At 65.5% G+C, this 25,182-nt stretch carries 24 protein-coding genes; 7 read left to right on the top strand and 17 right to left on the bottom strand.

All coding sequences use genetic code 11. The features are described 5' to 3' along the window. The first annotated feature begins 18 nt into the window (after positions 1-18). The gene (locus tag J2W36_RS11220) at positions 19-903 is read left to right on the top strand and encodes a LysR family transcriptional regulator (protein WP_307689808.1); all 885 of its coding nucleotides are present in this window, start codon (positions 19-21) and stop codon (positions 901-903) included. A 21-nt stretch (positions 904-924) separates the two neighbouring features. Here J2W36_RS11220 and J2W36_RS11215 read toward each other — a convergent pair whose 3' ends face one another. From J2W36_RS11215 to J2W36_RS11190, 6 genes are read right to left on the bottom strand one after another with little or no spacing between them, the layout of a single operon-like run. Beyond that, positions 925-1,638, bottom strand: a complete 714-nt coding sequence (locus J2W36_RS11215) for an ABC transporter ATP-binding protein (RefSeq protein WP_307689807.1) — start codon at positions 1,636-1,638, stop codon at positions 925-927. Next, positions 1,635-2,393 carry an ABC transporter ATP-binding protein gene (locus J2W36_RS11210; RefSeq protein ID WP_307689806.1) on the bottom strand — a complete coding sequence of 253 codons (759 nt, stop codon included), beginning with the start codon at positions 2,391-2,393 and terminating at the stop codon, positions 1,635-1,637. The genes J2W36_RS11215 and J2W36_RS11210 overlap by 4 nt, the downstream gene beginning before the upstream one ends. Further along, the gene (locus J2W36_RS11205; RefSeq protein WP_307689805.1) at positions 2,390-3,271 is read right to left on the bottom strand and encodes a branched-chain amino acid ABC transporter permease; all 882 of its coding nucleotides are present in this window, start codon (positions 3,269-3,271) and stop codon (positions 2,390-2,392) included. The genes J2W36_RS11210 and J2W36_RS11205 overlap by 4 nt, the downstream gene beginning before the upstream one ends. 16 nt (positions 3,272-3,287) lie before the next feature. Beyond that, positions 3,288-4,163: a branched-chain amino acid ABC transporter permease gene (locus J2W36_RS11200; RefSeq protein WP_307689804.1), complete on the bottom strand. Its 876-nt coding sequence runs from the start codon at positions 4,161-4,163 to the stop codon at positions 3,288-3,290. Positions 4,164-4,170: 7 nt separating this feature from the next. Then, on the bottom strand, positions 4,171-5,391 hold the full coding sequence (locus J2W36_RS11195; protein ID WP_307689803.1) for an ABC transporter substrate-binding protein: 1,221 nt from the start codon (positions 5,389-5,391) through the stop codon (positions 4,171-4,173). A 33-nt stretch (positions 5,392-5,424) separates the two neighbouring features. Further along, complete coding sequence (locus J2W36_RS11190) at positions 5,425-6,657, bottom strand: metal-dependent hydrolase family protein (protein WP_307689802.1); 1,233 nt, start codon at positions 6,655-6,657, stop codon at positions 5,425-5,427. Positions 6,658-6,818: 161 nt separating this feature from the next. Here J2W36_RS11190 and J2W36_RS11185 point away from each other — a divergent pair, with 161 nt between their 5' ends. Next, positions 6,819-7,778, top strand: a complete 960-nt coding sequence (locus tag J2W36_RS11185; protein WP_307689801.1) for a LysR substrate-binding domain-containing protein — start codon at positions 6,819-6,821, stop codon at positions 7,776-7,778. Positions 7,779-7,787: 9 nt separating this feature from the next. Here the strand turns inward: J2W36_RS11185 and arfB are convergent, their stop codons facing one another. The 10 genes from arfB to clpB form a co-directional block, all read right to left on the bottom strand. Beyond that, positions 7,788-8,201 (bottom strand): alternative ribosome rescue aminoacyl-tRNA hydrolase ArfB, encoded by a 414-nt coding sequence (gene arfB / locus J2W36_RS11180; protein ID WP_307689800.1) that lies wholly within the window; start codon positions 8,199-8,201, stop codon positions 7,788-7,790. Between the two features lie 23 nt (positions 8,202-8,224). Next, positions 8,225-9,409 (bottom strand): acetyl-CoA C-acyltransferase family protein, encoded by a 1,185-nt coding sequence (locus tag J2W36_RS11175; protein WP_307689799.1) that lies wholly within the window; start codon positions 9,407-9,409, stop codon positions 8,225-8,227. 31 nt (positions 9,410-9,440) lie between these two features. Next, positions 9,441-10,223 carry an enoyl-CoA hydratase/isomerase family protein gene (locus J2W36_RS11170; protein WP_307689798.1) on the bottom strand — a complete coding sequence of 261 codons (783 nt, stop codon included), beginning with the start codon at positions 10,221-10,223 and terminating at the stop codon, positions 9,441-9,443. A gap of 105 nt (positions 10,224-10,328) precedes the next feature. After that, positions 10,329-11,666 (bottom strand): amidase, encoded by a 1,338-nt coding sequence (locus J2W36_RS11165; RefSeq protein ID WP_307689797.1) that lies wholly within the window; start codon positions 11,664-11,666, stop codon positions 10,329-10,331. Positions 11,667-11,671: 5 nt separating this feature from the next. Then, the gene (locus J2W36_RS11160) at positions 11,672-12,388 is read right to left on the bottom strand and encodes a DUF2848 domain-containing protein (protein ID WP_307689951.1); all 717 of its coding nucleotides are present in this window, start codon (positions 12,386-12,388) and stop codon (positions 11,672-11,674) included. Positions 12,389-12,395: 7 nt separating this feature from the next. Further along, positions 12,396-13,721, bottom strand: coding sequence for an MFS transporter (locus tag J2W36_RS11155; RefSeq protein ID WP_307689796.1), 1,326 nt, complete (start codon positions 13,719-13,721; stop codon positions 12,396-12,398). 45 nt (positions 13,722-13,766) lie between these two features. Further along, positions 13,767-14,453: a DUF4286 family protein gene (locus J2W36_RS11150; RefSeq protein ID WP_307689795.1), complete on the bottom strand. Its 687-nt coding sequence runs from the start codon at positions 14,451-14,453 to the stop codon at positions 13,767-13,769. A 141-nt stretch (positions 14,454-14,594) separates the two neighbouring features. Continuing rightward, entirely contained in the window at positions 14,595-15,512 is a 918-nt protein-coding gene (locus J2W36_RS11145) for a LysR family transcriptional regulator (RefSeq protein ID WP_307689794.1), read from the bottom strand. A 79-nt stretch (positions 15,513-15,591) separates the two neighbouring features. Next, positions 15,592-15,915, bottom strand: coding sequence for a hypothetical protein (locus J2W36_RS11140; protein ID WP_307689793.1), 324 nt, complete (start codon positions 15,913-15,915; stop codon positions 15,592-15,594). A 6-nt stretch (positions 15,916-15,921) separates the two neighbouring features. Further along, entirely contained in the window at positions 15,922-18,543 is a 2,622-nt protein-coding gene (gene clpB, locus J2W36_RS11135) for an ATP-dependent chaperone ClpB (protein ID WP_307689792.1), read from the bottom strand. Between the two features lie 210 nt (positions 18,544-18,753). On the opposite strand from clpB, the gene J2W36_RS11130 reads away from it, so the two are divergent. The 5 genes from J2W36_RS11130 to J2W36_RS11110 all read left to right on the top strand — a co-directional run bounded on the left by J2W36_RS11130 (position 18,754) and on the right by J2W36_RS11110 (position 24,464). Beyond that, positions 18,754-19,710 carry a Bug family tripartite tricarboxylate transporter substrate binding protein gene (locus J2W36_RS11130; RefSeq protein ID WP_307689950.1) on the top strand — a complete coding sequence of 319 codons (957 nt, stop codon included), beginning with the start codon at positions 18,754-18,756 and terminating at the stop codon, positions 19,708-19,710. 168 nt (positions 19,711-19,878) lie between these two features. Next, entirely contained in the window at positions 19,879-20,715 is an 837-nt protein-coding gene (locus tag J2W36_RS11125) for a hypothetical protein (protein ID WP_307689791.1), read from the top strand. A 130-nt stretch (positions 20,716-20,845) separates the two neighbouring features. Next, positions 20,846-22,168, top strand: a complete 1,323-nt coding sequence (locus tag J2W36_RS11120; RefSeq protein WP_307689790.1) for a hypothetical protein — start codon at positions 20,846-20,848, stop codon at positions 22,166-22,168. 3 nt (positions 22,169-22,171) lie between these two features. Then, a complete protein-coding gene (locus J2W36_RS11115) occupies positions 22,172-23,872 on the top strand; it encodes a hypothetical protein (RefSeq protein ID WP_307689789.1) in 1,701 nt (566 codons plus the stop codon). 49 nt (positions 23,873-23,921) lie between these two features. After that, complete coding sequence (locus J2W36_RS11110) at positions 23,922-24,464, top strand: hypothetical protein (protein WP_307689788.1); 543 nt, start codon at positions 23,922-23,924, stop codon at positions 24,462-24,464. A gap of 9 nt (positions 24,465-24,473) precedes the next feature. Here the strand turns inward: J2W36_RS11110 and J2W36_RS11105 are convergent, their stop codons facing one another. Next, the gene (locus J2W36_RS11105; protein WP_307689787.1) at positions 24,474-24,950 is read right to left on the bottom strand and encodes a molybdenum cofactor biosynthesis protein MoaE; all 477 of its coding nucleotides are present in this window, start codon (positions 24,948-24,950) and stop codon (positions 24,474-24,476) included. Positions 24,951-25,182: the final 232 nt, after the last annotated feature.

The following is a 25,182-nucleotide window of genomic DNA, read 5'->3' as shown; positions in this document are numbered from 1 at the left end:
ATTGATCTGGAGTCAACAATGAAGACCACGATCGAAGAACTTTCCGCCTTTCGCGCCGTGGTGGACGCCGGGTCGATCACCGCGGCGGCAGAGCAGCTTTCACAGACGGTTTCGGGCATCAGCCGCGCGCTCAGCCGGCTCGAACAGAAGCTCGACACCACGCTCATGCACCGCACCACACGGCGCCTTGCGCTCACCGAGGAAGGCCAGGCCTTCTTGGTGCGCGCCCGCAGCATCCTGGACGCCATCGACGACGCCGAAGAGCAGATGGCGGCACGCCGCCAACAGCCCGCCGGGCGCTTGCGCGTGAACGCCGCTTCTCCATTCATGCTCCATGTCGTCGTGCCGTTGGTGCCGGAATTCAGGCGACGCTTTCCGCAGATCAACCTCGAGCTCGACACCGACGACCTGAACATCGACCTGCTCGAACGCCGTACCGACATCGCCATCCGCATCGGCGCGCTGCGCGACTCGACGCTGCATGCCCGCCCGCTGGGAAGCCACCGGCTGCGCGTGCTCGCGAGCCCGGCTTACCTTCAGGCGCAAGGCCGGCCCAAGCGCGTGGCGGACCTCGCCAACCACATGCTGCTCGGCTTCACCCAGCCCGAAGCGCTCAACCGTTGGCCCTTGCGCGGCGCGCATGGCGAGGACTGGCCCATCGCGCCGATGCTGACCGCATCGAGCGGCGAGACCTTGCGCCAGCTCGCGCTGGCCGGCGTGGGCCTGGTGTGCCTGGCTGACTTCATGACCGCCGCCGACCGCGCCCGCGGCGATCTGGTGCAGGTGCTGGCACGCGACACGGCCGACCTTCGCCAGCCGATCCACGCGGTGTACTACCGCAACACGCAACTGTCGGCGCGAATCACGTCCTTCCTGGATTTCGTTTCCGAACACCTGGGCTGACCGCCCCCGCCATGGCGCCGCTCAGTGGTTCCCGAGATACAACTGCGCCATCCGTTCGTCGCCCAGCAACGCCTGCGCCTGCCCCTGCAGCACGCAGCGCCCCTGGTCGAGGATGTAGCCCTGATGGCTGATCTGCAGCGCCTGGCGCGCGCGCTGCTCGACCATGAGCACGGCCACGCCCGAGGCGGGCAGCTTGCGCACCATGTCGAAGACCTTGCCCACCAGTGAGGGAGCGAGTGCGGCCGTGGGCTCGTCGAGCACCATGATGCGTGGTGACGGCATCAGCGCGCGGGCGAAGGCCAGTTGCTGACGCTCGCCACCCGACAGGTCGCCGGCCGACTGCGGCAGGCGTTCCACCAGCGCGGGGAAATCGACCAGCACCTCGTCCATGCGGCGCCTGACGTTCGGCACGCCACGCACCACGAGCAGGTTCTCGCGCACGGTCAGCGACGGGAACACGTTGGCCACCTGCGGCACGTAGGCCAGGCCCGCGTCGAAGCGGTCCTCGGCCGACAGTCGGGTGATGTCGCGCCCGTTCAGCAGGACCGTGCCCGACACCCGCGGCAGCAGGCCCAGCAGCGCCTTCACCACCGTCGACTTGCCGGCACCGTTGGTGCCGGCGATGGTGACGATCTCGCCCGGCGCGACGGCCAGGTCGATGCCGTGGATGATGTCGACGTCCGAGTAGCCGCCGCGCAGTTGCGCGATCTGCAGCAGGTTGACCACCGCGCTCATACGACGCCTCCCATGTAAGCCTCTTGCACCCGCGGGTCGTCCAGCACGGTGCGTGGGTCGCCCTCGGCGAGGACGCGTCCGCGGTCCATCACGATCAACCGGTTCGACAACGCCTTCAGCGCCTGCAGATGGTGCTCGATCACCACGAAGGCAATGCCGCGCGCATGCAGTTCACGCACGCGGTCGCAAATCTCTTCGATCAGCACCGGGTTGACACCAGCGAAGGGCTCGTCCAGCAGGATGCAGCGCGGGTCGAGCATGAGCACACGGCCCAGTTCGACCAGCTTTTTCTGCCCGCCCGACAGCCCGCCGGCTTTCACGTCCCGCACCCGCGCGAGGTTGAGGAACTGCAGAATGCCATCGGCCTTGTCGGCCAGTTGTGCCTCATGCGCACGCAGGCCACGCGTCTGGAAAAAAGCGTTGACCAGGCGCTCGCCCTGCGGGTTGGCCGCGGCGGCGAGCAGGTTCTCGTGCACCGTGAGACTCTTGAACTCACGCGGAATCTGGAAGGTGCGCACGAGGCCCATGCGGGCGCGCCGGTACGGCGGCGTGCGCGTGATGTCCTGCCCGTCGAACATGATGCGCCCCGCATCGGCCGGCTGTTGGCCGGCGATGGCGGCGAACAACGTGCTCTTGCCTGCGCCATTGGTGCCGGCGATGCCCAGAATCTCGTTCCTGGCCAATTGCAGCGAGACGCCATCGACCGCCTTGAACCCGCCGAATTGCCGTGTCACGGCTTCTACCTTGAGCATCATTTCGCCTTGCCTCCGAAGAGGCCATTCGGTCGGTAGAGCGTGACCAGGATCAGCGCCAGCCCCACCGCCGCCAGGCGCAGGCTGGCCATGCCCACTTCGGACACGCCCGGCACCCAGTCCTTGGCGAAGCGCGAGCCCTCCAGGAACACCATCAGCAGCAGCGAGCCGAACACAGCACCGCGCACCGTGCCCGCACCCCCCATCACCAGGCCCATCCACACGTAGAAGGTGATGAGCGGGATGAACTGCTCGGGCGTGATGAAGGTGATGAAGTGGGCGTAGAACGCGCCCGCCAAGCCTGCCAGCGCCGCGCCCAGCATGAACACCTGCACCTTGAACCAGGCGGGGTCCTTGCCCAGTGCGGACAGCGCCGCCTCGTCGTCGCCGATGGCCTTGAGCAGCCGCCCGAAGGGGCTGCGCGCGAGGCGCACCGTGCCCCACGACACCAGCGCGACCAGCACCAGCAGCGTGGCGAAAATCGCCATGTCGGACGCCGCGCCACCCCAGGAAGCAAACAGCTTGGGCAGTCCGGGCAGGCCTTGCACGCCGTGCGTGAGCCAACTCTCCTGCTGGATCGAGATGCGCACGGCCTCGGAGAAGCCCAGCGTGACGATGGCCAGGTAATCGTCGCGCAGGCGCAGCGACAGCAGGCCGATCGGCAACGCGAGCAGGCCCGACAGCACGCCCGCCGCCAGGAAGCTCAGCGGCAACGGCACGCCCTGCAAAGACAGCAGGCCCGAGGTGTAGGCGCCGACGGCAAAGAAGGCCACGACGCCGAAGTTCACCAGCCGCGTGAGGCCGAACTGCAGGTTCAGGCCCAGCGCCAGCAGGCAGTAGATGAGCGCGATGATGCCAATGGCACAGAGGTAAGCAATCATGGTTTGGTCTCCTTGCTCAGCGCACCAGCTGCACTCGGCCCATGACGCCGGCTGGTCGCAGCAGCAGCACCAGCGCGAGCACGACGAACGACAGTACCAGCTTGTACGACGGTCCCAGGAGCGGCACCGACAGTTCCTGCGCCACGCACAGCAGCAGCGCGCCCAGCACCGCGCCCACCGGGCTGCCAATGCCGCCCAGCACCATGGCGGCGAAGGCAGGAATCAGGCTCTCCCAGCCCATCTCGGGGCTGACGATGGACTTCATGCCCAGCAGTACGCCGCCCACGGCCGAGAGTGCACCCACCAACAGCCACAGGCTGAGCATCAGGCCGTTGGCGCGGATGCCGCTGGCACGCGCCAGATCGGCACTGTCGGCCACGGCGCGCAACTGACGGCCGAAGCTGGTGCGGTAGATCAGCACGAACACCACCAGCAGGCAGGCCGCAGCAATGCCCGCGATGACGAGGTCCGTCGGCAGCACGCGGACGCCGCCGAAGTTCCAGGCGCGCATCAGCGGCAGGTCGAAGGTGCGCTGGTCGTGCCCGGCAAAGAACGAGATCAGGCTGCGCAGCAGGAAGCCCAGGCCGATGGCCGCGAGCATCGACGACACCATCGGCCGTCCGGCAAGCTTGCGGAAGATCAGCGCATACGAACCGGCGGACACCACGGCGGTGGCTGCCATGCTGGCCAGCGCGGCGGCCCACAGGGGCCAGCCGCCCAGCATCTGCACGGCGACAGCGGCATAGGCCCCGGTGGTCATGAAGTCACCCGCGGCCGCATTGGGAAAGCGGTTGACGCCCATCACCAGGGTCATGGCCAGGGCGGGCAGCGCCACCACAAGGCCTTCGATCAGGCCGTTGATCAGCAGGTTGGCGAAGTCGATCCAGCTCATTGCATCATCACATCGTGATCGACACGACGTCGCGGCGCACCAACTGGCCCTTTTCGATGACGTACACACCGAAGTCGGGCGTCGCATCGCCCGCCTTGTCGAAGTCCAACTTGCTCGAGGCACCTTCGTAGTTCACCTTGGCCTTCTTGGCCAGCTGCGCCTTGCCTTCGGCGAAGGTGAACACGGCCGTGCCAGGTGCGTTGGAGACGTCGCGGATCCTGGCGTTGATCTGCTCGACCGTGGCGCGCGGACCGGCGGCTTCCATCGCCAGGCCCAGCGCGATCACCATGTCGTAGGCCATCGCGGCGTAGATGTTGGTCGATGCGGCCTTGCCGCTGGCCTTGGTGAAGGCCGCGTCGAAGTGCGCGTACGAAGCGCTCTTTTCATTGGACACGGTGTCCACCGAGATGATGCCTTCGCACACCTCTGCGCCCAGCGCCTTCACGAGATCGGGGTTGGCCGCCCAGCCGGGGATGATCCACTTGTTGTCGCCACCGGCCTGGAACCACTCGCGCAGCAGAATGGTCGTGTCGGGCAGATACGAACCCATCACGATCACGTCGGGCTTGGCCGCGAGGATCTTCTGCAGCTCGCTGCGGTAGCTCGGGCGGGCCGGCTCGTAAGTGACGTGCTCGACCACCTTGCCACCACGCTGGGTCCAGGCGCGCGTGAAGCCCTCGACGTTGCCAAGTCCGGAGGCATTGTTGAACGCCATCGTGGCGGGCCGCTTGAAACCGCGCTTGGTGCAGATCTCGGCAAAGGCTGCGCCGAAGCGGTCGTTGGTGGCCTGGAAGCGCCACACCAGGTCCTTGGTGTCGAGCGTGGAAATGGCCGGCGCGCCCGAGACGTTCATCTCGATGATGCCGGCCGCGTCGGTCAGCGGCATCACCGCCAGCGTCACGCCCGAGGCCCAGGTGCCCAGCAGCGCCTGCACCTTGTTCACTTCGATCAGCTTCTTGGCGGCAAGCACGGCGGCGTCGGGCTTGGTCTGGTCGTCTTCGGTGAAGAGTTCCAGCTTGCGGCCGCCGGCACCGCCCGCGGCATTGATCTCGTCCACGGCCAAGCGGATGGCCTGCTGCATGCCGGGGCCGTAGGGGCTGCCTGCGCCGGTGATGGGCGTGAGCGAGCCGATGCGGAACACGTCGCCCTGCTGGCTGAAGCCGATGGTGGGCAGGCATTGCAGTGCGGCAGCGGCGCCGCCGAGCTTGACGAAGTTTCTACGTTGCATGGTTGTCTTCCGGAGGACAAAAAAAAGGGGGAGTCAGAGGGTGTTCTTGAAGATCGCGCCGTCCTTGACGATCGCGCGGATGCGCTCGCCCTGGTTCAGCAGGCAGCCGATGTCGGTCAGCGGATTGCCGTCGACCAGCAACAGGTCGGCCATGGCGCCGGCCGTCACTTCGCCGAGCTGGCCTTGTTGGCCGAGGATCTCGGCGCCGATCAGGGTGGCCTGCTGCAGCACCGGGCCATTGCCCAGCACGTCGGCGCGCAGTTGCAGTTCGTCGGCCTGCAGGTAATGCGTCTCGGCCAGCAGGTCGCTGCCCAGGCCCATCTTGACGCCAGCCTTGGCGAGGATTTCGATGGCGGCACGGCCTTGCCCGCGCACGGAGTCGATCTTGGCGATCGACGCGGCCGGCAGCCCGTAGCGCTCGCCCTCGTTGGCCAGACCTTCGTAGGTGATGAGCGTGGGCACCATGAAAGCGCCCAGCTCGGCCATCAGTTCGGCCGTGGGGGCGTCGACCAGGTTGCCGTGCTCGATGGTGCGCACGCCACAGCGCACGGCGCGGGCGATGGCGCGCGGCGTGTACGCGTGGGCCATCACGTAGGTGTTGGCGTTGGACGCCTCCTCGACGACGGCGCGCAGCTCGGCTTCGGAGTAGCCGAGGTTGCCGATCGGGTCGTTGGGGGACGCCACGCCGCCCGAAGCCATCACCTTGATCTGTGTCGCGCCCTTGAGAATTTCCTCGCGCACAGCGATGCGGCAGGCATCGACGCCATCGACCACACGACCGATATTGCCCAGCTTGTAGGCGCACGAACACACGTCCAGGTCGTCGTTGCGCTGGCGGAAGTCGGCATGGCCGCCGGTCTGCGACAGCGCCTTGCCCGACGGAAAGATGCGCGGGCCTGGTACCAACCCGGTACGCACCGCTTCGGCCAGCGACCAGTCGGCACCGCCCGCATCGCGCACCGAGGTGAAGCCACGCTCCAGCATGCCTTTCATGATGGGCAGCGAGCGCAGCATCACGAACACGTTGGGCATCTTGGCGACCGTGCCCAGATTGAACGACGAGGCCACCGTGTGCACGTGGCAATCGATCAGTCCGGGCATCAGTGTCATGCCCTTGGCATCGATCACCGTGGCGCCGGCGGGGGCCTGCACGTCGGCGCCGACAGCGGCAATGCGGCCGTCCTGCACCAGGACCGACAGGCCACTGCGCAAGTTCAGCGCATGCACATCCAGCACACGGCTGTTTTCAATCAACAAAGCGGTCATGAAAGATTCAGGGTTTCGTCAAGGGACTTCAACATTACTCATGGCACGGTTGCACCGCGCCATGCGCAATTCAATGCCAGAGGGTGCATTTATCGGGCCAGCCCGCCTTGACCGCAACGCCTAAAATCTCACCCGTCCATGACTACCACTCATACCCCCGCATGCGCCGCCTGTGCCCGACCATCTCGGAACTGAACGCCTTCCATTCGGCCGCCAAGCACCAGGCCTTCACCATGGCCGCCAAGGAGCTGTGCGTGACGCAGAGCGCCATCAGCCGCCACATCGCGGGGCTGGAGGACTATCTGGGCCAGAAGCTGTTTGTCCGCAAGCCGTCGGGGCTGGAGCTGACCGATGCGGGCGCGACCTACCTGAACGCCACGCGGCCGGCCATGGCCGCGCTCGAATCGGCCACTGCACAGCTGATGTCCCACGGTGGCGACGGCGGCACGCTCAACATGTCGGTGCCGCCGACCTTTGCAGCGCAATGGCTCTTTCCGCGGCTCGGCCACTTCAAGCGCACCCTGCCGCAGGTGTCGCTGAACTTCGTGCGCTACCAGCACGCGCACGACTTCGCGGTGTCGCACGAATTCGATGCCGCCATCCAGTACGGCTACGGCAACTGGCCGAGTGCCAATGCGCGCTATCTGGTCGGCAAGGAAACCAGCATTGTCTGCAGCGCCCAGTTGCGCGATGCCTTGCCCCTGCGCACGACCGACGACCTGCAGCGCGCCACACTGCTGCAGCACATCGAGGTGCCGCTGGCCTGGCAGGACTGGATGGAGGCCAACGGCTGCGACACCAGCGGCAGCCGCTTCGGCCCCGGCTTCAACCTGTACTCGCTCATCATCCGCGCCGCCGTATCCGGCTTCGGCGTGGGCATCGTGCCAACCTGCCTGGTGGAAGACGAGATCCAGGCCGGAACACTGGTGGAGCCACTGGGCCGGCGCTTCGAGAGCCCGCTGGGCTACTACCTGTGTGCGCCCACCACCCGCACCAACCTGTCGGTGTACCGGCTGGTCGGCGGCTGGCTGGAGCACTGCTGCAACCACGAGACCAGCATGCCGGCCGCGCCGGCACCATCGTGCATCTTCTGCAGCCCGCAGCCGGCACCAGCTGCCTGATGCCGCCTCTCAGTCCCTGACGCGACCGCGCAGGCTCTTGGTCTCGGAGCGCTGGCTCTTGCCTTCGAGGCGCCGCTGCTTGGAGCCATAGGTCGGCTTGGTAGCCCGACGCACGCGCGGCGGGGTCGCGACGCTGTCGACCAGCGCCTGCAGCCGCGCCAGCGCATCGCTGCGGTTCATTTCCTGCGTGCGATGCTGCTGCGCCTTGAGCACCAGAACGCCCTCCTGGGTGATGCGACTGTCGCGCAATGCCAGCAGGCGCTCCTTCACGTCCGGCGGCAGGGAGCTAGCCAGGATGTCGTAGCGCAGGTGCACCGCACTCGACACCTTGTTCACGTTCTGGCCGCCCGCTCCCTGTGCGCGGATGGCGCTCATCTCGACCTCGTCGGGGTCGATCTGAAGGAGGGCATGGCGCGGCGTCATCGGGCGATTGTCGCGCCCGAATCTCAGACCCTTTCGAAAATGGCGGCGATGCCCTGCCCGCCCCCAATGCACATCGTGACCAGGGCATAGCGCCCGCCGGTGCGGTGCAGCTCGGCGATCGCCTTCGTCGTGATGATCGCGCCGGTCGCGCCGACCGGGTGGCCCAGCGAGATGCCCGAGCCGTTCGGGTTCACCTTGGCGGGGTCGAAGCCCAGCTCCTGGATCACCGCGCAGGCCTGCGCCGCGAAGGCCTCGTTCGACTCGATCACGTCGAGGTCGGCCACTTTCAGGCCCGTGCGCTCGAGCACCTTGCGCGTGGCCGGCACCGGGCCGGTACCCATGTAGGCGGGCTCGACGCCGGCATGCGCATAGCCCACCAGCCGCGCCATCGGCTTCAGGCCCAGGGCCTTCACGCGGTCGGCGTTGGCCAGCACGACCGCGCCGGCGCCGTCGTTGATGCCCGAGGCGTTGCCCGCGGTCACCAGGCCGTCCTTCTTGAAGGCCGGCTTCATCTTCGACAGCGATTCGACCGTGGTGTCGGCGCGCACGTGTTCGTCGGTGTCGAACAGCACGACGCCCTTGCGCGTCTTCACCTCGACCGGAACGATCTGTTCCTTGAAGCGGCCGGCCGCGATGGCGGCGGCGGCGCGCTGCTGGCTCTGCACAGCCAGCGCGTCCTGCATTTCGCGCGAGATCTTGTAGCGTGCGGCCACGTTCTCGGCGGTGATGCCCATGTGCATCTTCTCCCACGGGTCGTGCAGGATGCCGAGCATGTAGTCGACCAGCACGGCGTCGCCCATGCGCATGCCGTAGCGCGCCGAGGTGTCGAAGTACGGGCCGCGGCTCATCGACTCGGAACCGCCGCCGATGGCGATGTCGCAGTCGCCCAGCGCGATGGCTTGCGCCGCCGACACGATGGCCTGCAGGCCCGAGCCGCAGAGGCGGTTGACGTTGAAGGCCGGCGTCTCGATCGGGCAGCCCGCATCGATGGCCGCCACGCGGCTGAGGTACGCGTCCTTCACGTCGGTGGGGATCACGTTGCCCATCACGACGTGGCCGATGGCGTCGGGCGCGACGCCGCTGCGCTCGATGGCGGCCTTCACCGCGGTGGTCGCGAGTTGGGTGTTGGGCACGTCCTTCAGCGCGCCGCCGAAGGTGCCGATGGCGGTGCGGGCGGTGCCGACGACGAAGATGTCCTGGATGCTCATGGGTTGCTCCTGAAGATGAAGGGGTGTCGGCCTAGCGGCCGGTGAAGGTGGGTGTCTTCTTCGCGAAGAAGGCGTCGATGCCGAGTCGGAAATCATCGCTGCTGGCACATTCCAGGAACGCGGCCGACTCTGCGTCGAGCTGGCCCGGCAGGTCGCGCTCGAACGAGGTTCGCATCAGGCGGCGCAACCGGCCGAGCGCCACTGTCGGCCCCTGGGCGAGACGTTGTGCGAAGGCCATCGCCTCGCGCTCGAGGTCGGCAGCCGGCAGCACGCGGTTGATCAGGCCCATGCGCTCGGCGGTGGCCGCATCGAACATCTCGCCCAGCATCGCGATTTCCAGCGCTCGGCGCAAGCCCACCAGCCGCGGCAGCGCCCACGAAGCACCCACATCACAGCTGGCACCGATGTTCACGTAGGCCAGGTTGAAGCGCGTGCCCTCGGCGGCCAGCACGAAGTCGGCCTGCAGCATCAGGCTCAGGCCGGCGCCGGCCGCCACGCCATGCACTTGCGCGACCAGAGGTGCGTCCATGGCGGCGAGCACGGTGAGCGCTTCGTGCAGCGGACCGATCAGGTCGGCCGCGCCCTGCAGCGGGTCGGCCTGCAGAACGGCGAGATCGCCGCCGGCCATGAAGCCCTTGCCGGCGCCGCTGACCAGCACGGCGCGCACGCTCGGGTCGGCAGCCAGTTCGCGTGCCGCGGCGAGAAAAGCGTTCGCCATCGGCACGTCGATGGCGTTCAGCGCAGCGGGCCGGTTGAAGCGCAGCGTGGCAACGGCGCCTTCGCGGCCCAGCACCAAAGGGGAATCGGTGTGCATGTCTCGTCCTTGATCAGGCTATCGCCGGATCATAGGCAAAGGCTCACCCATCCCGAGACCAGCAGGCGACAGGCGCCGCCCACCCGTCGCACATCGAGGCGCCGATCAGCCAGCCAGCGCCGACTCCACCGCCAATGCCACGCCAGCCAGGCGCGCGTCGTCGCCACGCACCGAAGACAGCATCAACCCGACCGGCAACTCGCCTTCGCGCTGACACGGCAGGCTGAAGGCGCAACCGTCGAGGAAGTTGATCGCGAAGGTGTTGCGCAGCAGCAGGCCGTTGGCCTTGAAGAAGGCCTCGTCGGTCACCAGCGCGTCGATGGCCGGCGCGACGATCGGCACCGTGGGGCACAGCAGCGCGTCAAAGCCTTCGAGGGCACCTTCGACGCGGCCGATCCAGTCGCGGCGGCGGTCCTGCATGACGATGTAGTCGGTCGCGCTCACCGACATGCCAAGATCGATGCGTGCCGCGACGCGCGGGTCGAAGCGGGCGCGCTGCGCACCGATGCGGGCACGGTGCACGGCAGAGGCCTCGACCGGCGAGAAGCCGCCAGGGGCATTGATCTGCGAGATCTCGGCCAACTCGGCCAGCGAGATGTCGACCACGATGGCGCCCGCAGCCGACAGCACGCCCAGCGCGCGGTCGAAGGCCTGGGCCACGGCTGGCTCGATGCCATCGAACATCAGCGTGCGCGGCACTGCCAGGCGCATGCCCTGCAGCGGACGGCGTCGCACCGCGAGGGGCGTATCGGCAATGGCGGCGTCGACCAGCAGGCAGTCGGCGACGCTGCGCGTCATGGCGCACACGGTGTCGAGCGAGCGTGCCAACTCGAAGGCGCCGGTGAGCGGCACGCGCGACTGCGTGCTCTTGAAGCCGACCAGACCGCACAGCGCGGCCGGGATGCGGATCGAGCCGCCCGTGTCGGAGCCCAGCCCTGCCACCGCCAGGCCGAGCGCGACGGACACCGCCGCGCCCGACGACGACCCGCCGGGGATGCGCGCCACCGCAGCGTCGGCCGGGTTGCGCGGCGTGCCGTGGTGCGGGTTGATGCCGACGCCCGAGAAGGCGAACTCGGTCATGTTGGTCTTGCCGACGATCGCCGCGCCGACCGTGCGCAGGCGCGCGACGGCCACGGCGTCCGCCGTCGCGGCGGGCTCGCCGTCGCACACGACGGAGCCGGCCATCGTTGTCTCGCCGGCCACGTCGTACAGGTCCTTGATGGTGACGGGCAGGCCGGACAGCGCAGGCAGCACCACGCCGGCACGCTGCGATGCATCGGCATGGCGCGCGGCGGCCAGGGCGGCGTCGCCATAGAGCCGCGTGAAGACATGCTTCGCCGCGTCGGACGATGCGCCTTCGAGGGCTTGCGCGACCCATGCTTCATGGGAGGTTTCGCCGCGCGCAATGCGCTCGCGCAGCACGGAAATGGTGGCGTTTTTCATACCCGTCACGCTACCACTTCCAGCGCCTGCACGGCGTAGCGGTGGACGATGCGACGCTGCAGTCGGGGGTCGTGGATCTCGATCTCCATCTCGACCGCGGGGCGGATGCCCTCGCCCTTGGCGTTGGGCAACGCGCCGAGTGTCCCGCAGGTCATGAAGAGCCCCTCGGGCGCGACATCGGTACCGGGAACGCCGTCGCGCAGCGCGGCCAGCGGACGGATCGACGCGAGCGTTCCACGCTGGTAGTCGACCCACCGGCCGTCTTCCAGAATGCGCGAGCGCAGTTCCAGCGTGTCCTGGTGTGCCTGTACGTCTTCCCATCGCCACGCAGTTTGGGCCACGGGTTTGGCGCACATCTGCTTGGACACGGCCACGGAGTAGCTCTCGACCTGCCGGTCGGTATGGTCTGATGCCACGCTCAGCCACCACGTCCCCCGGGAGAAGAAGAACAAAGGCTCTGCCTCGCCGGAACTCTGTTCACCCAGCGCCTCGATGGACGGCGATTGCGTCAACAACTGGGCGGCGACGCGGTAGTACAACGGCACGCTCGATGGGCGCGGAACACCGATGGCCGCGAGTTCTTCGATGTGATGTTCGATGGCTGCGACATCGCGCCCGGTCCATCCCGCCACCACCAGCGCGCGGGGCGCGACGCTGTGCAAGGCGGTAGAGCGCGTGCCGTCGGCGGCGATGCTCTCGCAGGCAAAATTCAGAGGGTGCATCGTCATCTCAGGTCTCCAGAGGGCGTTTGGCGGTTTCGCGGGCCACCACGAGTGCGATGAGCGTCAGGCTCAATGCGACTACCACATACAGCGACACGGCCACGGTGGTACCCCACGACTTGAACAGGCTGGCGATGATCAGCGGCGCAAAGCCGCCACCCACGATGCCGGCGAGCGTGTAGGCCAGCGAGGCGCCCGCGTAACGCACGCGGCCGGGAAACTGCTCGGTCACGAAGGCGGCCTGGGGGCCGTACATCATGGCGTGAATCAACAGACCGACCACCACCGCTGCGCAAATGGCAACCGGCTGCGCGCTGTCCATCAAAACGAAGAACACGAAGGCCCACACCATGCCCAGCAGCGCGCCGGCAATGTAGACCGGGCGACGACCGATGCGGTCCGACAGGCTGCCGAACCATGGCACCGCGATCGCGTTGCAGGCCGCACCGATCATCGTGGCGGTGAGCGCCAGCGGACGCGACAGGTGCAGCACCGTCGTGACATAGGTGAGGGTGAATACGACGACCAGCGCGTACAGCACATCGGAGCCGATGCGCGAGCCGCCGGCGACCAGCAGGCTGCGCCAGTGCTGCGTGAACACCTCCTTGATCGGCGTCTTGGCGGTGGCTTTCTTCTCCTCCATCTCGCGGAACACGGGCGTCTCGTCCACACCACGGCGAAGCCACAGGCCAAACAGCACCAGCGCAACGCTGGAGATCAGCGGCAGACGCCAGCCCCAGGCCTGGAACTCCTCGGGACTCAGCCACGCCGACACGATGGCGATGAAGCCGGTGCCGATCAGCGTGCCGCACGAAGGGCCCACCTGCGTGAACGAGGCGTTGCGGCCGCGCTCGTCGGGCTTGCCGTGTTCCATCGACAGGAGCACGGCGCCGGCCCATTCACCCCCGAGCGCTACGCCCTGGACGAAACGCAAGGCCACAAGTGCGACAGGCGCCCAGATGCCCCACGTGGCATAGGTGGGCAGCATGCCCATCAGGCCGGTGGAAATGCCCATGATGACCAGCGTGGCCACCAGCACGAAGCGCCGGCCGAGCCGGTCGCCGAGGTGGCCGAACACCATGCCGCCCAGCGGGCGGGAGATATAGCCGACCGCATAGGTCGAGAAGGCCAGGATGGTGCCTGTCAGCGGGTCAAAGGACGGGAAGAACACCGCGTTGAAGACCAGTGCAGCCATGATGTTATAGACCGTGAAGTCGTACCACTCGAGCGTGGTGCCGATGGAACTGGCCATGGCCAGACGGCCCATCTTGGGGGAGCCGGGCGCGCCGGGCTTGGCTGCGGAGGCCGCAGCGGGAAGAACATGTTCGGTCATCGCAATACCTTTGTTCGGTGAAGTCGGAAGGACAAGACTGAAAGATCAGCGCAGCTCGGCCGCGCTCAGCTTCCAGCCGAGTGCGAGCAGCCAGCCGGTGGCTGGGTCGGCATCGAAGGCCACGGCGGCCGTGGTCCGCGCGGTGCATGCGGCGGCGGCGCTGCTCGTCTCGATCACCAGCATCGGCTGCAGCACGCGGCCTTCGGTCGATTCGCGCGGCAATGGCGTGCTCAATGCGGTGTCGGGCACGAGCAGGTAGGACTGCACAAAGCCTGCCTGCTCGGTGAGCGCCTTGCCGATGCGTGCAGCCCGGGCCACCAGCGCTTCGGTATCGGCGGCCATCGGGAGGGGCAACACGACCGCATGGCTGCCGCTGCCCAAGCCCGTGACGGCGCGCACTGCGCAGACACGACGGATCGGCTGGCGCATGCGGTCGAGGTTGGCCACCGACCACGGCGTCTGCTTCTCGAAAGCCGCGCGGTAGTCGGGCGAGCGGAACACGGCCAACGATTGGGTGCGGTACAAGCCGAGGTATTTGCGGCCGCCTTCGAGCGACGTGTAGCGTGCGCCAGACAGGAAACCCGGAATACGCACCCGTTCTTCCACATGTTCCTGGTCGTACCAGCGGTTGAAATCAGCATCGTCGTCGGCATCGACGTCGGAAGCGACGAACAGCAGTCCATTCGCGGCGGCTGCATCGGTGTCAGGGAGGGAAGTGTCCAGAGGGGTCATGGCGGAAGATCAGGCGGGCCTTCGAGAAATGAAGGCGCGATCTTCCGTCGCGGGGTGGCACTGTCACAAACGAGTTTTTCTGTGCCGCAGGCACAAGAATTACTGGCCTCTTCCTGGGGCGAAAATGCACGTTCAAGAGGGTTAACCCTCTGAACTGCCGCTCCAGGTTGGTGCAAACGCAGAGGCCGTGAACTGGTCGGACGCGCGGCATGCCAGCTCCGCGACGAGGCGAATGACATCGGAGTCGGCAGCTTCCAGATGGCTCACCACCAGCCGCTGCGGCGAGATCAGCGCGTCGCATTCGATGATGCGCAGATCGCCGCTGGCCACGTACTCGAACACCGGCGGCAGCGGCACCAGGGCATTGCCAAAGCCCGACTTCACCAATCGTGCCAATGCCGAAATGGAACTCACGCAGTGCACCTTGCCCAGCGGGATACCCACCGCGCGATACAGGTTCTTGAGCGCTTCGTGCGGCTGCGAGCCAGGGCTCATGGTCAACACCGGCTGGCGCAGCAGTTGCTCGACGGTCTGTGCCGGCTCCGCGCCTTGCGGCCCCACCCAGCCCATGGGCATGGGTAGGCATGGCGTGCTCACGATGCCCGCACCAGCGATATGGTCGGTCTGCAGCGCAATGTCGAGCGCACCCTCACGCAGGCCGCGGTGCAGCGCGAACGTGGTCTCGGAGGTCAACTGCACCTCGATGCCCGGGTAAGTGGAACGCAGGTTGGTCAGGAAACCCAGCAACCAGGTGTGCACCACCGTTTCAATGGCACCGATGCGCACCAGGCCCAGCAAGTCGGCGCGAGGACGGCCCAGCGAAACGATCTCGCGCCGAAGCTCGAGCAGGCGTTCGCCATAGTCCATGAGCCGCACGCCCACCGGCGTCAGCCGCAATTCCCGCCCATCGCGCTCGAACAGGCGAGCGCCGATGTCCTCTTCGAGCGAAGCCACACGGTTGGATACGGCCGCCTGCGTGATGTGCAGGCGATCGCTGGCCGCACGGAAACTGCCTAGCCGCGCGGCCCAGAGAAAGGCTTCGACAAATCTGGTATTCATGGGAGGGCACCTGCGACGGCATTCTCGCCGTGAATCGCCCACCCCACCAGGGATTGCCGAGGCGGCAAGTCGCAGTCAGCTAACGGGGCTTGACCGAAACGTCGGTCACATCCTCGGCACCGCCCAAAGCGACGACCGGGCTGCGCACCGACTCACCGCGCGCCCTTGCATTGGCCACGTCGGATGCAGTGGGTTCGGCTGGACGGCTGGCCGCGTTGAAGCGGTTGAAACCATGGCGCGGATCGAAACGCATCACCCACGGCGTGACGGGTTTGCCAGTCAGGCGCGCCCAGCCCGCGCGCAAGGCCCAGACGGCACCCAGCAGCAGCACCGCGCACAGCAGGCTCGCGGCGAACACCAGGCCGAGCAGGAACAGGATGACTCGAAGTAGAAAATTGAACATCTTTCCTTAGTCTACGTTCGTGCCCGAATGTTCCCCGGCCCGCGTGAAGCTGAACTGGCCTGGCGAGAGGATCGGGTCGGTTTCGACCCGGATCGTGTCCTTCGGCCCGAACGTCCCGTCCAGCAGCAACCGCGACAGCGGGTTCTCGATGCGCTGCTGGATCGCCCGCTTGAGCGGCCGCGCACCAAAGACCGGGTCGAAGCCGACCTTGGCGATCTCCGCCAGCGCAGCTGGCGACACGTCCAGCGCCAGGTCCATCTTCGCCAGCCGCATCTTGAGCACTTCGAGCTGGATGGCGGCGATCGACTCGATGTTCTTCGCATCCAGCGCATGGAACACGACCGTCTCGTCGATCCGGTTGAGGAATTCGGGACGGAAATGGTTCTTGAGCTCGTCCCACACCGCTTCCTTGATCTCCTCACCGGGTCGACCGACCATCGCCTGGATGATCGGCGAGCCGATGTTGCTGGTCATGACGATCACCGTGTTCTTGAAGTTCACCGTGCGGCCCTGGCCATCGGTCAGGCGGCCGTCGTCGAGCACCTGCAGCAGGATGTTGAAGACGTCCGGATGCGCTTTCTCGACCTCGTCGAGCAGCAGCACGCTGTAGGGCTTGCGGCGCACGGCCTCGGTCAGGTAGCCGCCCTCTTCGTAGCCCACGTAGCCCGGCGGCGCGCCGATCAGGCGGGCCACCGAGTGCTTCTCCATGAACTCGCTCATGTCGATGCGGATCAGGTGGTCTTCGCTGTCGAACAGGAAGCCCGCCAGCGCCTTGCACAGCTCGGTCTTGCCCACGCCGGTCGGGCCGAGGAACAGGAAGGAGCCGGTCGGGCGGTTCGGGTCCGACAGGCCCGAACGCGAACGCCGGATCGCGTTGGCGACCGCACCGATGGCCTCGTTCTGGCCCACCACGCGCTCATGCAGCTTGGCCTCCATCAGCAGCAGCTTGTCGCGCTCGCCCTGCATCAGCTTGGACACCGGGATGCCGGTCGCGCGCGCCACGACCTCGGCGATTTCTTCGGCGCCGACCTGCGTGCGCAGCAGCGTGGGGGCGCTCGACTTGCCCTTGGTGGTCTCGCTCTCCTGGGCTTCCTTCAAGCGCTTTTCCAGCGCCGGCAGTTGGCCGTACTGCAGCTCGGCGACCTTGTTGAAGTCGCCCTTGCGGGTGTGCTCCTCGATCTGGAACTTGAGCTTGTCAATGTCCTCGCGCACCTGTGCGCTGCCTTGTGCCTGGGCTTTCTCGGCCTGCCAGATCTCGTCGTAGTCGGCGATCTCCTTCTGCAGCCGTGCGATCTCTTCCTCGATCAGGCCGAAGCGCTTCTGCGAGGCCTCGTCCTTCTCGCGGCGCACAGCCTCGCGCTCGATCTGGAGCTGGATCAGGCGGCGGTCCAGGCGATCCATCAGCTCGGGCTTGGAGTCCATCTCGATCTTGATCTTGGCCGCGGCCTCATCGATCAGGTCGATCGCCTTGTCGGGCAGGAAGCGGTCGGTGATGTAGCGGTCACTCAGCTCGGCCGCAGCCACGATGGCCGGGTCGGTGATGTCCACGCCATGGTGCACTTCGTACTTTTCCTTGAGGCCGCGCAGGATGGCGACGGTCGCCTCCACGCTGGGCTCGCCCACGAGGATCTTCTGGAAGCGGCGCTCCAGCGCGGCGTCCTTCTCGATGTACTTGCGGTATTCATCGAGCGTGGTCGCACCCACGCAGTGCAGCTCGCCGCGCGCCAGCGCCGGCTTGAGCATGTTGCCCGCATCCATCGCGCCTTCGGCCTTGCCGGCACCCACCATGGTGTGCAGCTCGTCGATGAAGACGATGGTCTGGCCCTCGTCCTTGGCCAGTTCGTTGAGCACACTCTTGAGGCGCTCCTCGAATTCGCCGCGGAACTTGGCACCCGCCAGCAGCGCGGCCATGTCGAGCGACAGCACGCGTTTGCCCTTGAGCGAATCAGGCACCTCGCCCGCGACGATGCGCTGCGCCAGGCCTTCGACGATGGCCGTCTTGCCGACGCCGGGTTCGCCGATGAGCACCGGGTTGTTCTTCGTGCGTCGTTGCAGCACCTGGATCGCGCGGCGGATCTCCTCGTCGCGGCCGATCACGGGGTCCAGCTTGCCCATGCGCGCACGCTCGGTCAGGTCCAGGCAATATTTCTTGAGCGACTCGCGCTGGCCCTCGGCGTCGGCGCTGTTGACGCCCTGCCCGCCCCGCACCGCGTCGATGGCCGCTTCGAGCGACTTGCGCGTCACGCCATGGCTGCGCGCCAGGTTGCCCACCTCGGCCTTCGAGTCGGCCAGCGCGAGCAGAAACAATTCACCCGCGATGAACTGGTCGTTGCGCTTGATGGCCTCCTTCTCGGTGGCCTGCAGCAACTTGCCGAGCTCGCTGCCCACCTGCACCGCTTCGCCGCCCTGCACCTGCGGCAGCTTCTTGATCGCGGCCTCGGCGGCCTGGGTGAGGCCGGGCACGTTGGCGCCAGCGCGCTCGAGCAGCGCACGTGGACCTTCGTCCTGGCGCAGCATGGCCGCCAGCAGGTGCACCGGCTCAATGTAGGCGTTGTCGTTGCCCAGCGCGAGCGATTGGGCGTCGCCCAGGGCTTCCTGGAACTTCGTGGTGAGTTTGTCTTGTCGCATGTGATGTAGCCTCCGGAAGCGTCACGCTTCGATGTTGGGTTTCATATTGGGCGCGGTCACATCCGTTCAAGAGGATTCCTGGCGTTGGCCGTCCAAAAAACCTGTGCCGTGGCATTGATATTGCTCGTACAAACTACTCTTTTTCCCTGGATTCGTCCCATGTCTGCATCAAAGAATTCCTCTTCCTTCCGCAAGTTCAGGCGCCTGGGCATGGCAGGCGCGCTCGGTGCCTGCCTGCTGGCTGGCGCACTGCCTGCGGCCTTTGCGCAGGGCGGCACGCCCTTGCGGCTCCTGGTCGGTTTTCCGGCAGGCGCCGGCAGCGACGCCATTGCGCGCACGCTGGGCGAAAAACTCAAGGACCAGCTGGGCGTGCCGGTGGTGGTGGAAAACCGCGCAGGCGCCGGCGGCCAGATCGCCGCGCAGGCGCTCAAGGCCTCGCCGGCGGATGGCCACACCTTCTTCCTGTCGCACGACCACACCATCTCCATCCTGCCGCTGGTGGTGAAGAACCCCGGCTTCAACCCGGCCGCCGACTTCGTACCGGTGGCCGGCTTCGCGACCTTCGCCAATGTCCTGGCGGTCTCGGGCGGCACGCCCGCCAAGAGCTTCGACGAATACATCAAGTGGGTCCGCACGCAACGCGGCGGCAAGGAAACCATTGGCATCCCGGCTCCTGCATCCATCCCTGAGTTCCTGGTGAAGATGATCTCCGACAAGTACAAGCTCGACATCCAGTCGGCGCCGTACCGCGGCAGCGCGCCCATGACGGCCGACATGCTGGGCAACCAGATCAGCGCGGGCATCGCGTCGGTGCCGGACTTCATCGAGAACCACAAGGCGGGCAAGGTGCGCATCATCGCCACCATCGGCGCCAAGCGCCAGGCGCTGCTGCCGCAGGTGCCGACCTTCACCGAACTCGGCTTCGCCAATCTGGAAGACCTGCCCTACTACGGCATCTTCGCGCCCGTGGGCACGCCACAGCCCGTCATCGACCGCTTCGGCGACGCGCTGTCGAAGGTGCTCGCCATGCCCGAGGTCAAGGACAAGCTCACCGGCATGGGCCTGACCGTCGGCTATGAACCGCAGGGCCAGTTCGCCGGCCGCGTGCGCACCTACACGCAGGGCTGGGAGAAGATCATCCAGAGCAGCGGTTTCAAGCCGCTGTAACTGTCGACGCATAGGAGCGCCACCGTCCTGAATTCCCAAGGTGCGGCGGTGGCCTGCGGTTTTGAGTACCTTTTCCAGTATTCGCTTGGTAGAGCGAATGCGACCATTCGCGCCCTCCCCTCGATTCCAGCGCTTTGTCGTTGATTAATTCACACGCCAGACGTCAGCGTGCGGGTCATCTCGAGCGTGAAGCCAACGCGCCTGCTAAAAAAGCTGCTTCACACGCCTGGTTGGAGTCCATCACCCGCAGGCGCCTCGGATAAAGCAAAGCCAGGCAAGGGAGGCGGCGTCGCCATGATATTTCAGATGGTTCGGAGTCTTGCCGTCCCGATCGTTGCGGCGTTCACCTTGGGTGCGTGCACCCAGTTCCCGCCCCCGCCGACCTCAACCAAAGTCATCCCGCCCGTGGCCATGTCTGCAGGAACCTACCGTCCTCACACATTGGACGAATACCCTGATTTCACGCCGGAAGAGTTGGGACGGCGAATGCTCAAGCTGATCGACAGCATTAAGTTACTCGACGAGTTGTCGTTGGAAAGGGTGCGGGAGGTGATGCGGCTGCCGTTGCACGAAATGTCCTCAGGGACGTCGTACGCTTTTGGGATGAACCTGCCAACATGGGGCTGGTACTATGTTTTCGACTATGACAACACCCCTCGAGCTCCGGGCTTGAAGGGTGTCACCTATCGATTCAACAACAAGAACGAGTCTGCAGAAATGACGCCGGTCTGCGCGATGGACTACAACGCCTACGTGACAGCGCTAACGGGCATGGGTTTCGAGGAACAAGAGGGCATGGCCCAATACGAAACCTATCCGACGTTGCCGCCCCGTCTCAACGAGCGGACAGAGCTCCTCGAAACACCTCCACCCAAGTTCCGGCGACTACCCGTTTATTTTTTTACGCGCAAAAACGTGGTGGTGCAGATCACCCGTTGGCGCGAAGCAGACGCTCCGGACGAAAAACTGCGCCATGCCTGCGTGCAATCCATCGCCGTCAGATAAACGATGGCAACCCCCCAATTCCCAGCTACAGACGGCCCTCGCTCAATTCACCGCCCAACCTGGCATCACCCCCGCGCACGAAGCGCAACTGCGTGCCACTATAGCCAGCGATGCCCGGTTGCTGGAGCACTTGAACCAGGCCGCTGTCGATGGCCACCTTAAGGGCTTTACGCTGTCGCAGGCTGGTGCCCAGCCGAATCTGACCGGCACGTATGACAAGGCTTCCGGCGTCGTGACCCTGCCATCCAACAGTTTTGCGCCCACCGGCACAACTGCCGGCGCAGACTTGAGCGCAGTATTGCGCTTGCAGGATATGGCTCTGCGCTTTGCCCAGAGCGACTACGACGACCCTGTCAGCAAGCTCCGCCTTCCGGTCACGCAGGAGATGGTGAACAACCTGCAGTCGACCATCAATGGCTCGCCAACACTGGCGCAGGAGATGAAGAAGGCGGTCACGCCACCGGGGCCGGGGCAGGCAGCACCCTTGCAGCACTTTGCGCCGCTCAGCGGCACGGTGGCCGGCGGCACCTACGACGGCGATACCAAGACCATGAGCTTGCCGCCGAGCAGTTTGGCAGTACCTTCGTCTCGATTCAATTCGGTCGACATGACCTTCGTGCTGGGTCATGAAACCCAGCATGCCTTCAACCATGCCGGCATGACTACGGCCAGCCAGTCCTTTAACACCGAGGCCTTGCAGATCGCCCAGAGCAACAGCCTGGCGCATGACTACACCGGACCCATCGAGAGACTGATTCGGGGTTCGCGCAAGCTCACCCTTCCAATCTTTGCAGCACTGGTGTTGGCCGCCTGCGCCCAATTCCCGGCACCGACACCCGAAGAACCAAAACCCATGAACACCTCCACAGAAACCTACCGCCCCCACATGCTCGACGAATACCCCGACTTAACGCCGGAAGAGATGGGGCGACGGATGCTCAAGCTGATCGACAGTCTCAACTCTTTCGACGAGTTATCGTTGGAGCGGGTGCGAAGGGTAACCCAACTTCGCATGGCGTATGCACCTGCTGGGGATCTCTACTCTTTCACGGTTCATCTACCGCCGTCGGGGTGGTACTACGGCATTGATTACCACAACAATCTTCGCTCTCCGAATTTGAAGGGCGTTACCTATCAGTTCCTCAACGACGATGACTCCGCAAGAATGACCCCAGTCTGCGCGATGGACTACGACGCTTACGTGACGGCGCTAAAGGACATGGGATTTCAGGAACGGGAGGACATGGCCCAGTACGAAACGTATCCGACGTTGCCGCCCCGTCGCAATGAAAATACCGGGCTCCTCGAAACGCCTCCACCTAATTTCCGGCGCCTTCCAGTTTATTTTTTTGCGCGCAAAAGCGTCGTGGTGCAGATAACCCGTTGGCGCGAAGCGGATGCCCCAGACGAAAAGCTGCGCCATGCCTGCGTGCAATCCATCGCCGTCAGATAACCCATGGCGAACCCCAATTCCCAGCTACAAGCGGCCCTTGCCCAATTCGCCGCCCAACCTGGCCTCACCCCCGCGCACGAAGCGCAACTGCGTGCTGCCATTGCCAGCGATGCCCGCTTGCAGGAGCACTTGAGCCAAGCCGCTACCGACGGTCACCTCAAGGGCTTTGCGCTGTCGCAGGCTGGTGTCCAGCCAAATCTGGCTGGCACGTATGACAAGGCTTCCGGCGTCGTGACATTGCCGTCCAGCAGTTTTGCGCCCACTGGCACAGCAGCCAGTGCAGACTTGAGCGCGACGCTGCGTCTGCAAGACTTGTCATTGCGCTTTGCCCAAAGCGACTACGACGATTGCGCCAGCAAGCTCCGCCGTCCGGTCACGCAGGGGATGGTGGACAACCTGCAATCGACCATCAACGGCTCACCGGTGCTGGCGCAGGAGATAAAGAAGGCGGTTACGCCGCCAGAGCCTGGACAGGAAGCGCCTTTGCAGCACTTTACGCCGCTAAGTGGCACAGTGGCCGGCGGTACCTACAACGGCAATACCAAGACCATGAGTCTGCCGCCGAGCAGTTTGGCGGTGCCACCAGATCAATTCGCCAAATTCGGTTCAGCCGACATGACCTTCGTATTGGGCCATGAAGTCCAGCACGCCTTCAATCATGCTGCGTCGATCGAAGCCTATCGCTCTCTCGACACCGAGACTCGACAGATCGCCCAAAGCAACCGCCTCGCGCACGACTACACCGAACCTATCGGCAAGCTGATTCAAGCTTCTCGCGAGGATGAGGCCAGCGCCCAAATTGCGGGATGGAATGCGTTGTTGAGTCGGCAGCGCCAAATAACGCCATCAGCTGGGCTCGGTGAAATGTTGAAAACCGAGAATTCCAGAGTTCTCGATTTCGTTGAACTAAACAAAGCTATCAAATCAGCTCAACCCCGCTCTGGCCTGACCTTCAACCCCGACGCCACCCTTTCACCAACCCCCGCAAACATTGCTGCGGCGGGGCAGTATTACTTCGACAAGCCGCCCAAAGGCACACCCGGCGCACCGGAGAACCAAACCACTGGCATCGGCTTTCACGGCGACTCCGACTACCGCAACTACTACGGTGCCATTGCGATGGGCGCCGCCATCAATGCAGAACTCGACTTCGCCCAGCCGGTCAACGGCCACAGGCCAAACATGCAGGTCGACATGTCTCGCCTGGGGCTGCGCGAAGACCTGATGGAGCGCAACGGCATCACCATCGGAAAAGACCCCGGTACGCCGCAGCCCTACAACGACACCAGCCAGTTGCCACCGGTCCCGCATCATTTCGATCACACCGACACCCCGCCTGGCACGCCCAACAGCCACCAGCACGTGCCGGTGATTCCCGGCGCCACGGGATCGTCCCCGGCGAAATCCGGCGACCCGCATGATCATGAAGTCTCGCCTTCTCCCGGCGCGCCACACGCACAGCGGGAGCTCTCGCCCACAGCCGACTTCTCCATCTATCTGGACCGCATGCTCGCGGCCGCGCAGTCGGGCGACGACGCGTCCTTCCGCAAGATGATCCAGATCTTGGCCGATCTACCACCGGGACGCGAGGCGCGCGCCGAAGCGGTCGCAACCGTCGACCGGCAGGAGCAATGGGCCGCACAGCAGCAGGCCCAACTGCAACAAGCCGCGCAGCAGGTCAATGGTCCCGTCATGCGCATGTGACACCCAGGATTAGATCGCCATTGCCTGGAACGGGAGAGAAAGGGAAGAAATGAACGAAGAAAAGAGCATGGTATTGGTCAGCAAGATTGCAGCGCTTGTCGAGCAGTTCGAGCGCCGCTGCGAGCACACCGGCAATCAGTTGCAGCAACTCCCGCAACAGGTGCCGGGCATGGTTCGGCAGTCGGCCGACGCGCATTTGCGTCGCATTCCCGACGAGGTGATGGGCAGCGTTCGATCCGGCATCGAGCGGCCCGTCGCCGCCTATGAGCAGCGCTTGCGTGAGGCGGGCGATCAATTGCAGCAGGCGTCGAAGGCATTCACTACGCAACTGCTGCGCGCAGAAACACTGCATAAGGCGTTGATCTGGAAGGTTGCCGGCATCACGCTGGGCAGCCTGGCGATCCTTCTGGCAGGCGGAGGGTGGTTGTCCTGGCACTACCAGGAGGAGATTCGCAAAAGTCAACTGTCCGCCGACCTCATGAGGGCCTACAACCAGGCAGATGTCACGCTATGCAATGACCGCTTGTGCGCCAAGGTGGGTAAGAGAGACCGGCAGAGGTATGGCGAGTATGTTCAAGTCGAGGCCCGGTGACGCTCTGATTCACGCATTGGGGGCGTCGATGCCCCAGCGCGCCAGGGCCGCGTCGTCGGCGACGCGTGCATCGACCCAACGGGCGCCTTCGGGCGTGCGTTCTTTCTTCCAGAACGGCGCCTGGGTCTTCAGGTAGTCCATCAGGAACTCGCAGGCCTGGAAGCTCTGGCCGCGATGGGCCGACACCACGGCCACCATCATGATGCGGTCCGGCGGCTCCAGCATGCCGATGCGGTGCACCACCCGCGCGCCGAGGATGTCGAAACGCCGGTGCGCATCGTCGATCATGGCTTCGATGGCTTTCTCGGTCATGCCCGGGTAGTGCTCCAGCTCCATCGACGACACGTCGCTGCCATGGTTGCGGTCGCGCACCGTGCCGACGAAGGTACAGACCGCGCCAACCCGGCAGTCGCCCGCATGCAGGGCGGCGACCTCCTGTTGGAGATCGAAGTCATGGGTCTGGATGAAAACGCGCGCACTACTCATGCCCGAATTGTGGCATCGCGCTACACTCGCGCCATGCATTGCCGCACGCTCCAGTCCGCCATTTCTTCACTCGAAGCAATGCGCCCGGCGTGCGTCGGCAGCAGCAAAAGCAAAAAACCCAAGCTCAACTGACCGGAGCTTCGGGTTCCGTCGTCGGATGAGCGACGGAACCCCACCTCTCCCAGGTCAAGTGGCTCGTGCGCGCATCGGACGATGGTTGATCCCTCGGTCG

It is taken from the genome of Variovorax ginsengisoli, assembly GCF_030811835.1.
GTDB lineage: Bacteria > Pseudomonadota > Gammaproteobacteria > Burkholderiales > Burkholderiaceae_C > Variovorax > Variovorax ginsengisoli_C.
The sequence above is the reverse complement of the archived record's forward strand: the minus strand, read 5'-3'. Positions and strand labels throughout refer to the sequence as shown.

Excerpts from the sequence above, each read along its gene's own strand:
- clpB (WP_307689792.1), bottom strand. The coding sequence starts at position 18,543 with ATGCGACAAGACAAACTCACCACGAAGTTCCAGGAAGCCCTGGGCGAC.
- J2W36_RS11190 (WP_307689802.1), bottom strand. The coding sequence starts at position 6,657 with ATGACCGCTTTGTTGATTGAAAACAGCCGTGTGCTGGATGTGCATGCG.
- J2W36_RS11145 (WP_307689794.1), bottom strand. The coding sequence starts at position 15,512 with ATGAATACCAGATTTGTCGAAGCCTTTCTCTGGGCCGCGCGGCTAGGC.
- J2W36_RS11155 (WP_307689796.1), bottom strand. The coding sequence starts at position 13,721 with ATGACCGAACATGTTCTTCCCGCTGCGGCCTCCGCAGCCAAGCCCGGC.
- J2W36_RS11150 (WP_307689795.1), bottom strand. The coding sequence starts at position 14,453 with ATGACCCCTCTGGACACTTCCCTCCCTGACACCGATGCAGCCGCCGCG.
- J2W36_RS11110 (WP_307689788.1), top strand. The coding sequence starts at position 23,922 with ATGAACGAAGAAAAGAGCATGGTATTGGTCAGCAAGATTGCAGCGCTT.
- J2W36_RS11200 (WP_307689804.1), bottom strand. The coding sequence starts at position 4,163 with ATGAGCTGGATCGACTTCGCCAACCTGCTGATCAACGGCCTGATCGAA.
- J2W36_RS11170 (WP_307689798.1), bottom strand. The coding sequence starts at position 10,223 with ATGCACACCGATTCCCCTTTGGTGCTGGGCCGCGAAGGCGCCGTTGCC.
- J2W36_RS11210 (WP_307689806.1), bottom strand. The coding sequence starts at position 2,393 with ATGATGCTCAAGGTAGAAGCCGTGACACGGCAATTCGGCGGGTTCAAG.
- J2W36_RS11160 (WP_307689951.1), bottom strand. The coding sequence starts at position 12,388 with ATGCACCCTCTGAATTTTGCCTGCGAGAGCATCGCCGCCGACGGCACG.
- J2W36_RS11105 (WP_307689787.1), bottom strand. The coding sequence starts at position 24,950 with ATGAGTAGTGCGCGCGTTTTCATCCAGACCCATGACTTCGATCTCCAA.
- J2W36_RS11185 (WP_307689801.1), top strand. The coding sequence starts at position 6,819 with ATGCGCCGCCTGTGCCCGACCATCTCGGAACTGAACGCCTTCCATTCG.
- J2W36_RS11130 (WP_307689950.1), top strand. The coding sequence starts at position 18,754 with ATGGCAGGCGCGCTCGGTGCCTGCCTGCTGGCTGGCGCACTGCCTGCG.
- J2W36_RS11220 (WP_307689808.1), top strand. The coding sequence starts at position 19 with ATGAAGACCACGATCGAAGAACTTTCCGCCTTTCGCGCCGTGGTGGAC.
- J2W36_RS11195 (WP_307689803.1), bottom strand. The coding sequence starts at position 5,391 with ATGCAACGTAGAAACTTCGTCAAGCTCGGCGGCGCCGCTGCCGCACTG.
- J2W36_RS11205 (WP_307689805.1), bottom strand. The coding sequence starts at position 3,271 with ATGATTGCTTACCTCTGTGCCATTGGCATCATCGCGCTCATCTACTGC.
- J2W36_RS11165 (WP_307689797.1), bottom strand. The coding sequence starts at position 11,666 with ATGAAAAACGCCACCATTTCCGTGCTGCGCGAGCGCATTGCGCGCGGC.
- J2W36_RS11175 (WP_307689799.1), bottom strand. The coding sequence starts at position 9,409 with ATGAGCATCCAGGACATCTTCGTCGTCGGCACCGCCCGCACCGCCATC.
- J2W36_RS11140 (WP_307689793.1), bottom strand. The coding sequence starts at position 15,915 with ATGTTCAATTTTCTACTTCGAGTCATCCTGTTCCTGCTCGGCCTGGTG.
- J2W36_RS11215 (WP_307689807.1), bottom strand. The coding sequence starts at position 1,638 with ATGAGCGCGGTGGTCAACCTGCTGCAGATCGCGCAACTGCGCGGCGGC.
- arfB (WP_307689800.1), bottom strand. The coding sequence starts at position 8,201 with ATGACGCCGCGCCATGCCCTCCTTCAGATCGACCCCGACGAGGTCGAG.
- J2W36_RS11115 (WP_307689789.1), top strand. The coding sequence starts at position 22,172 with ATGGCGAACCCCAATTCCCAGCTACAAGCGGCCCTTGCCCAATTCGCC.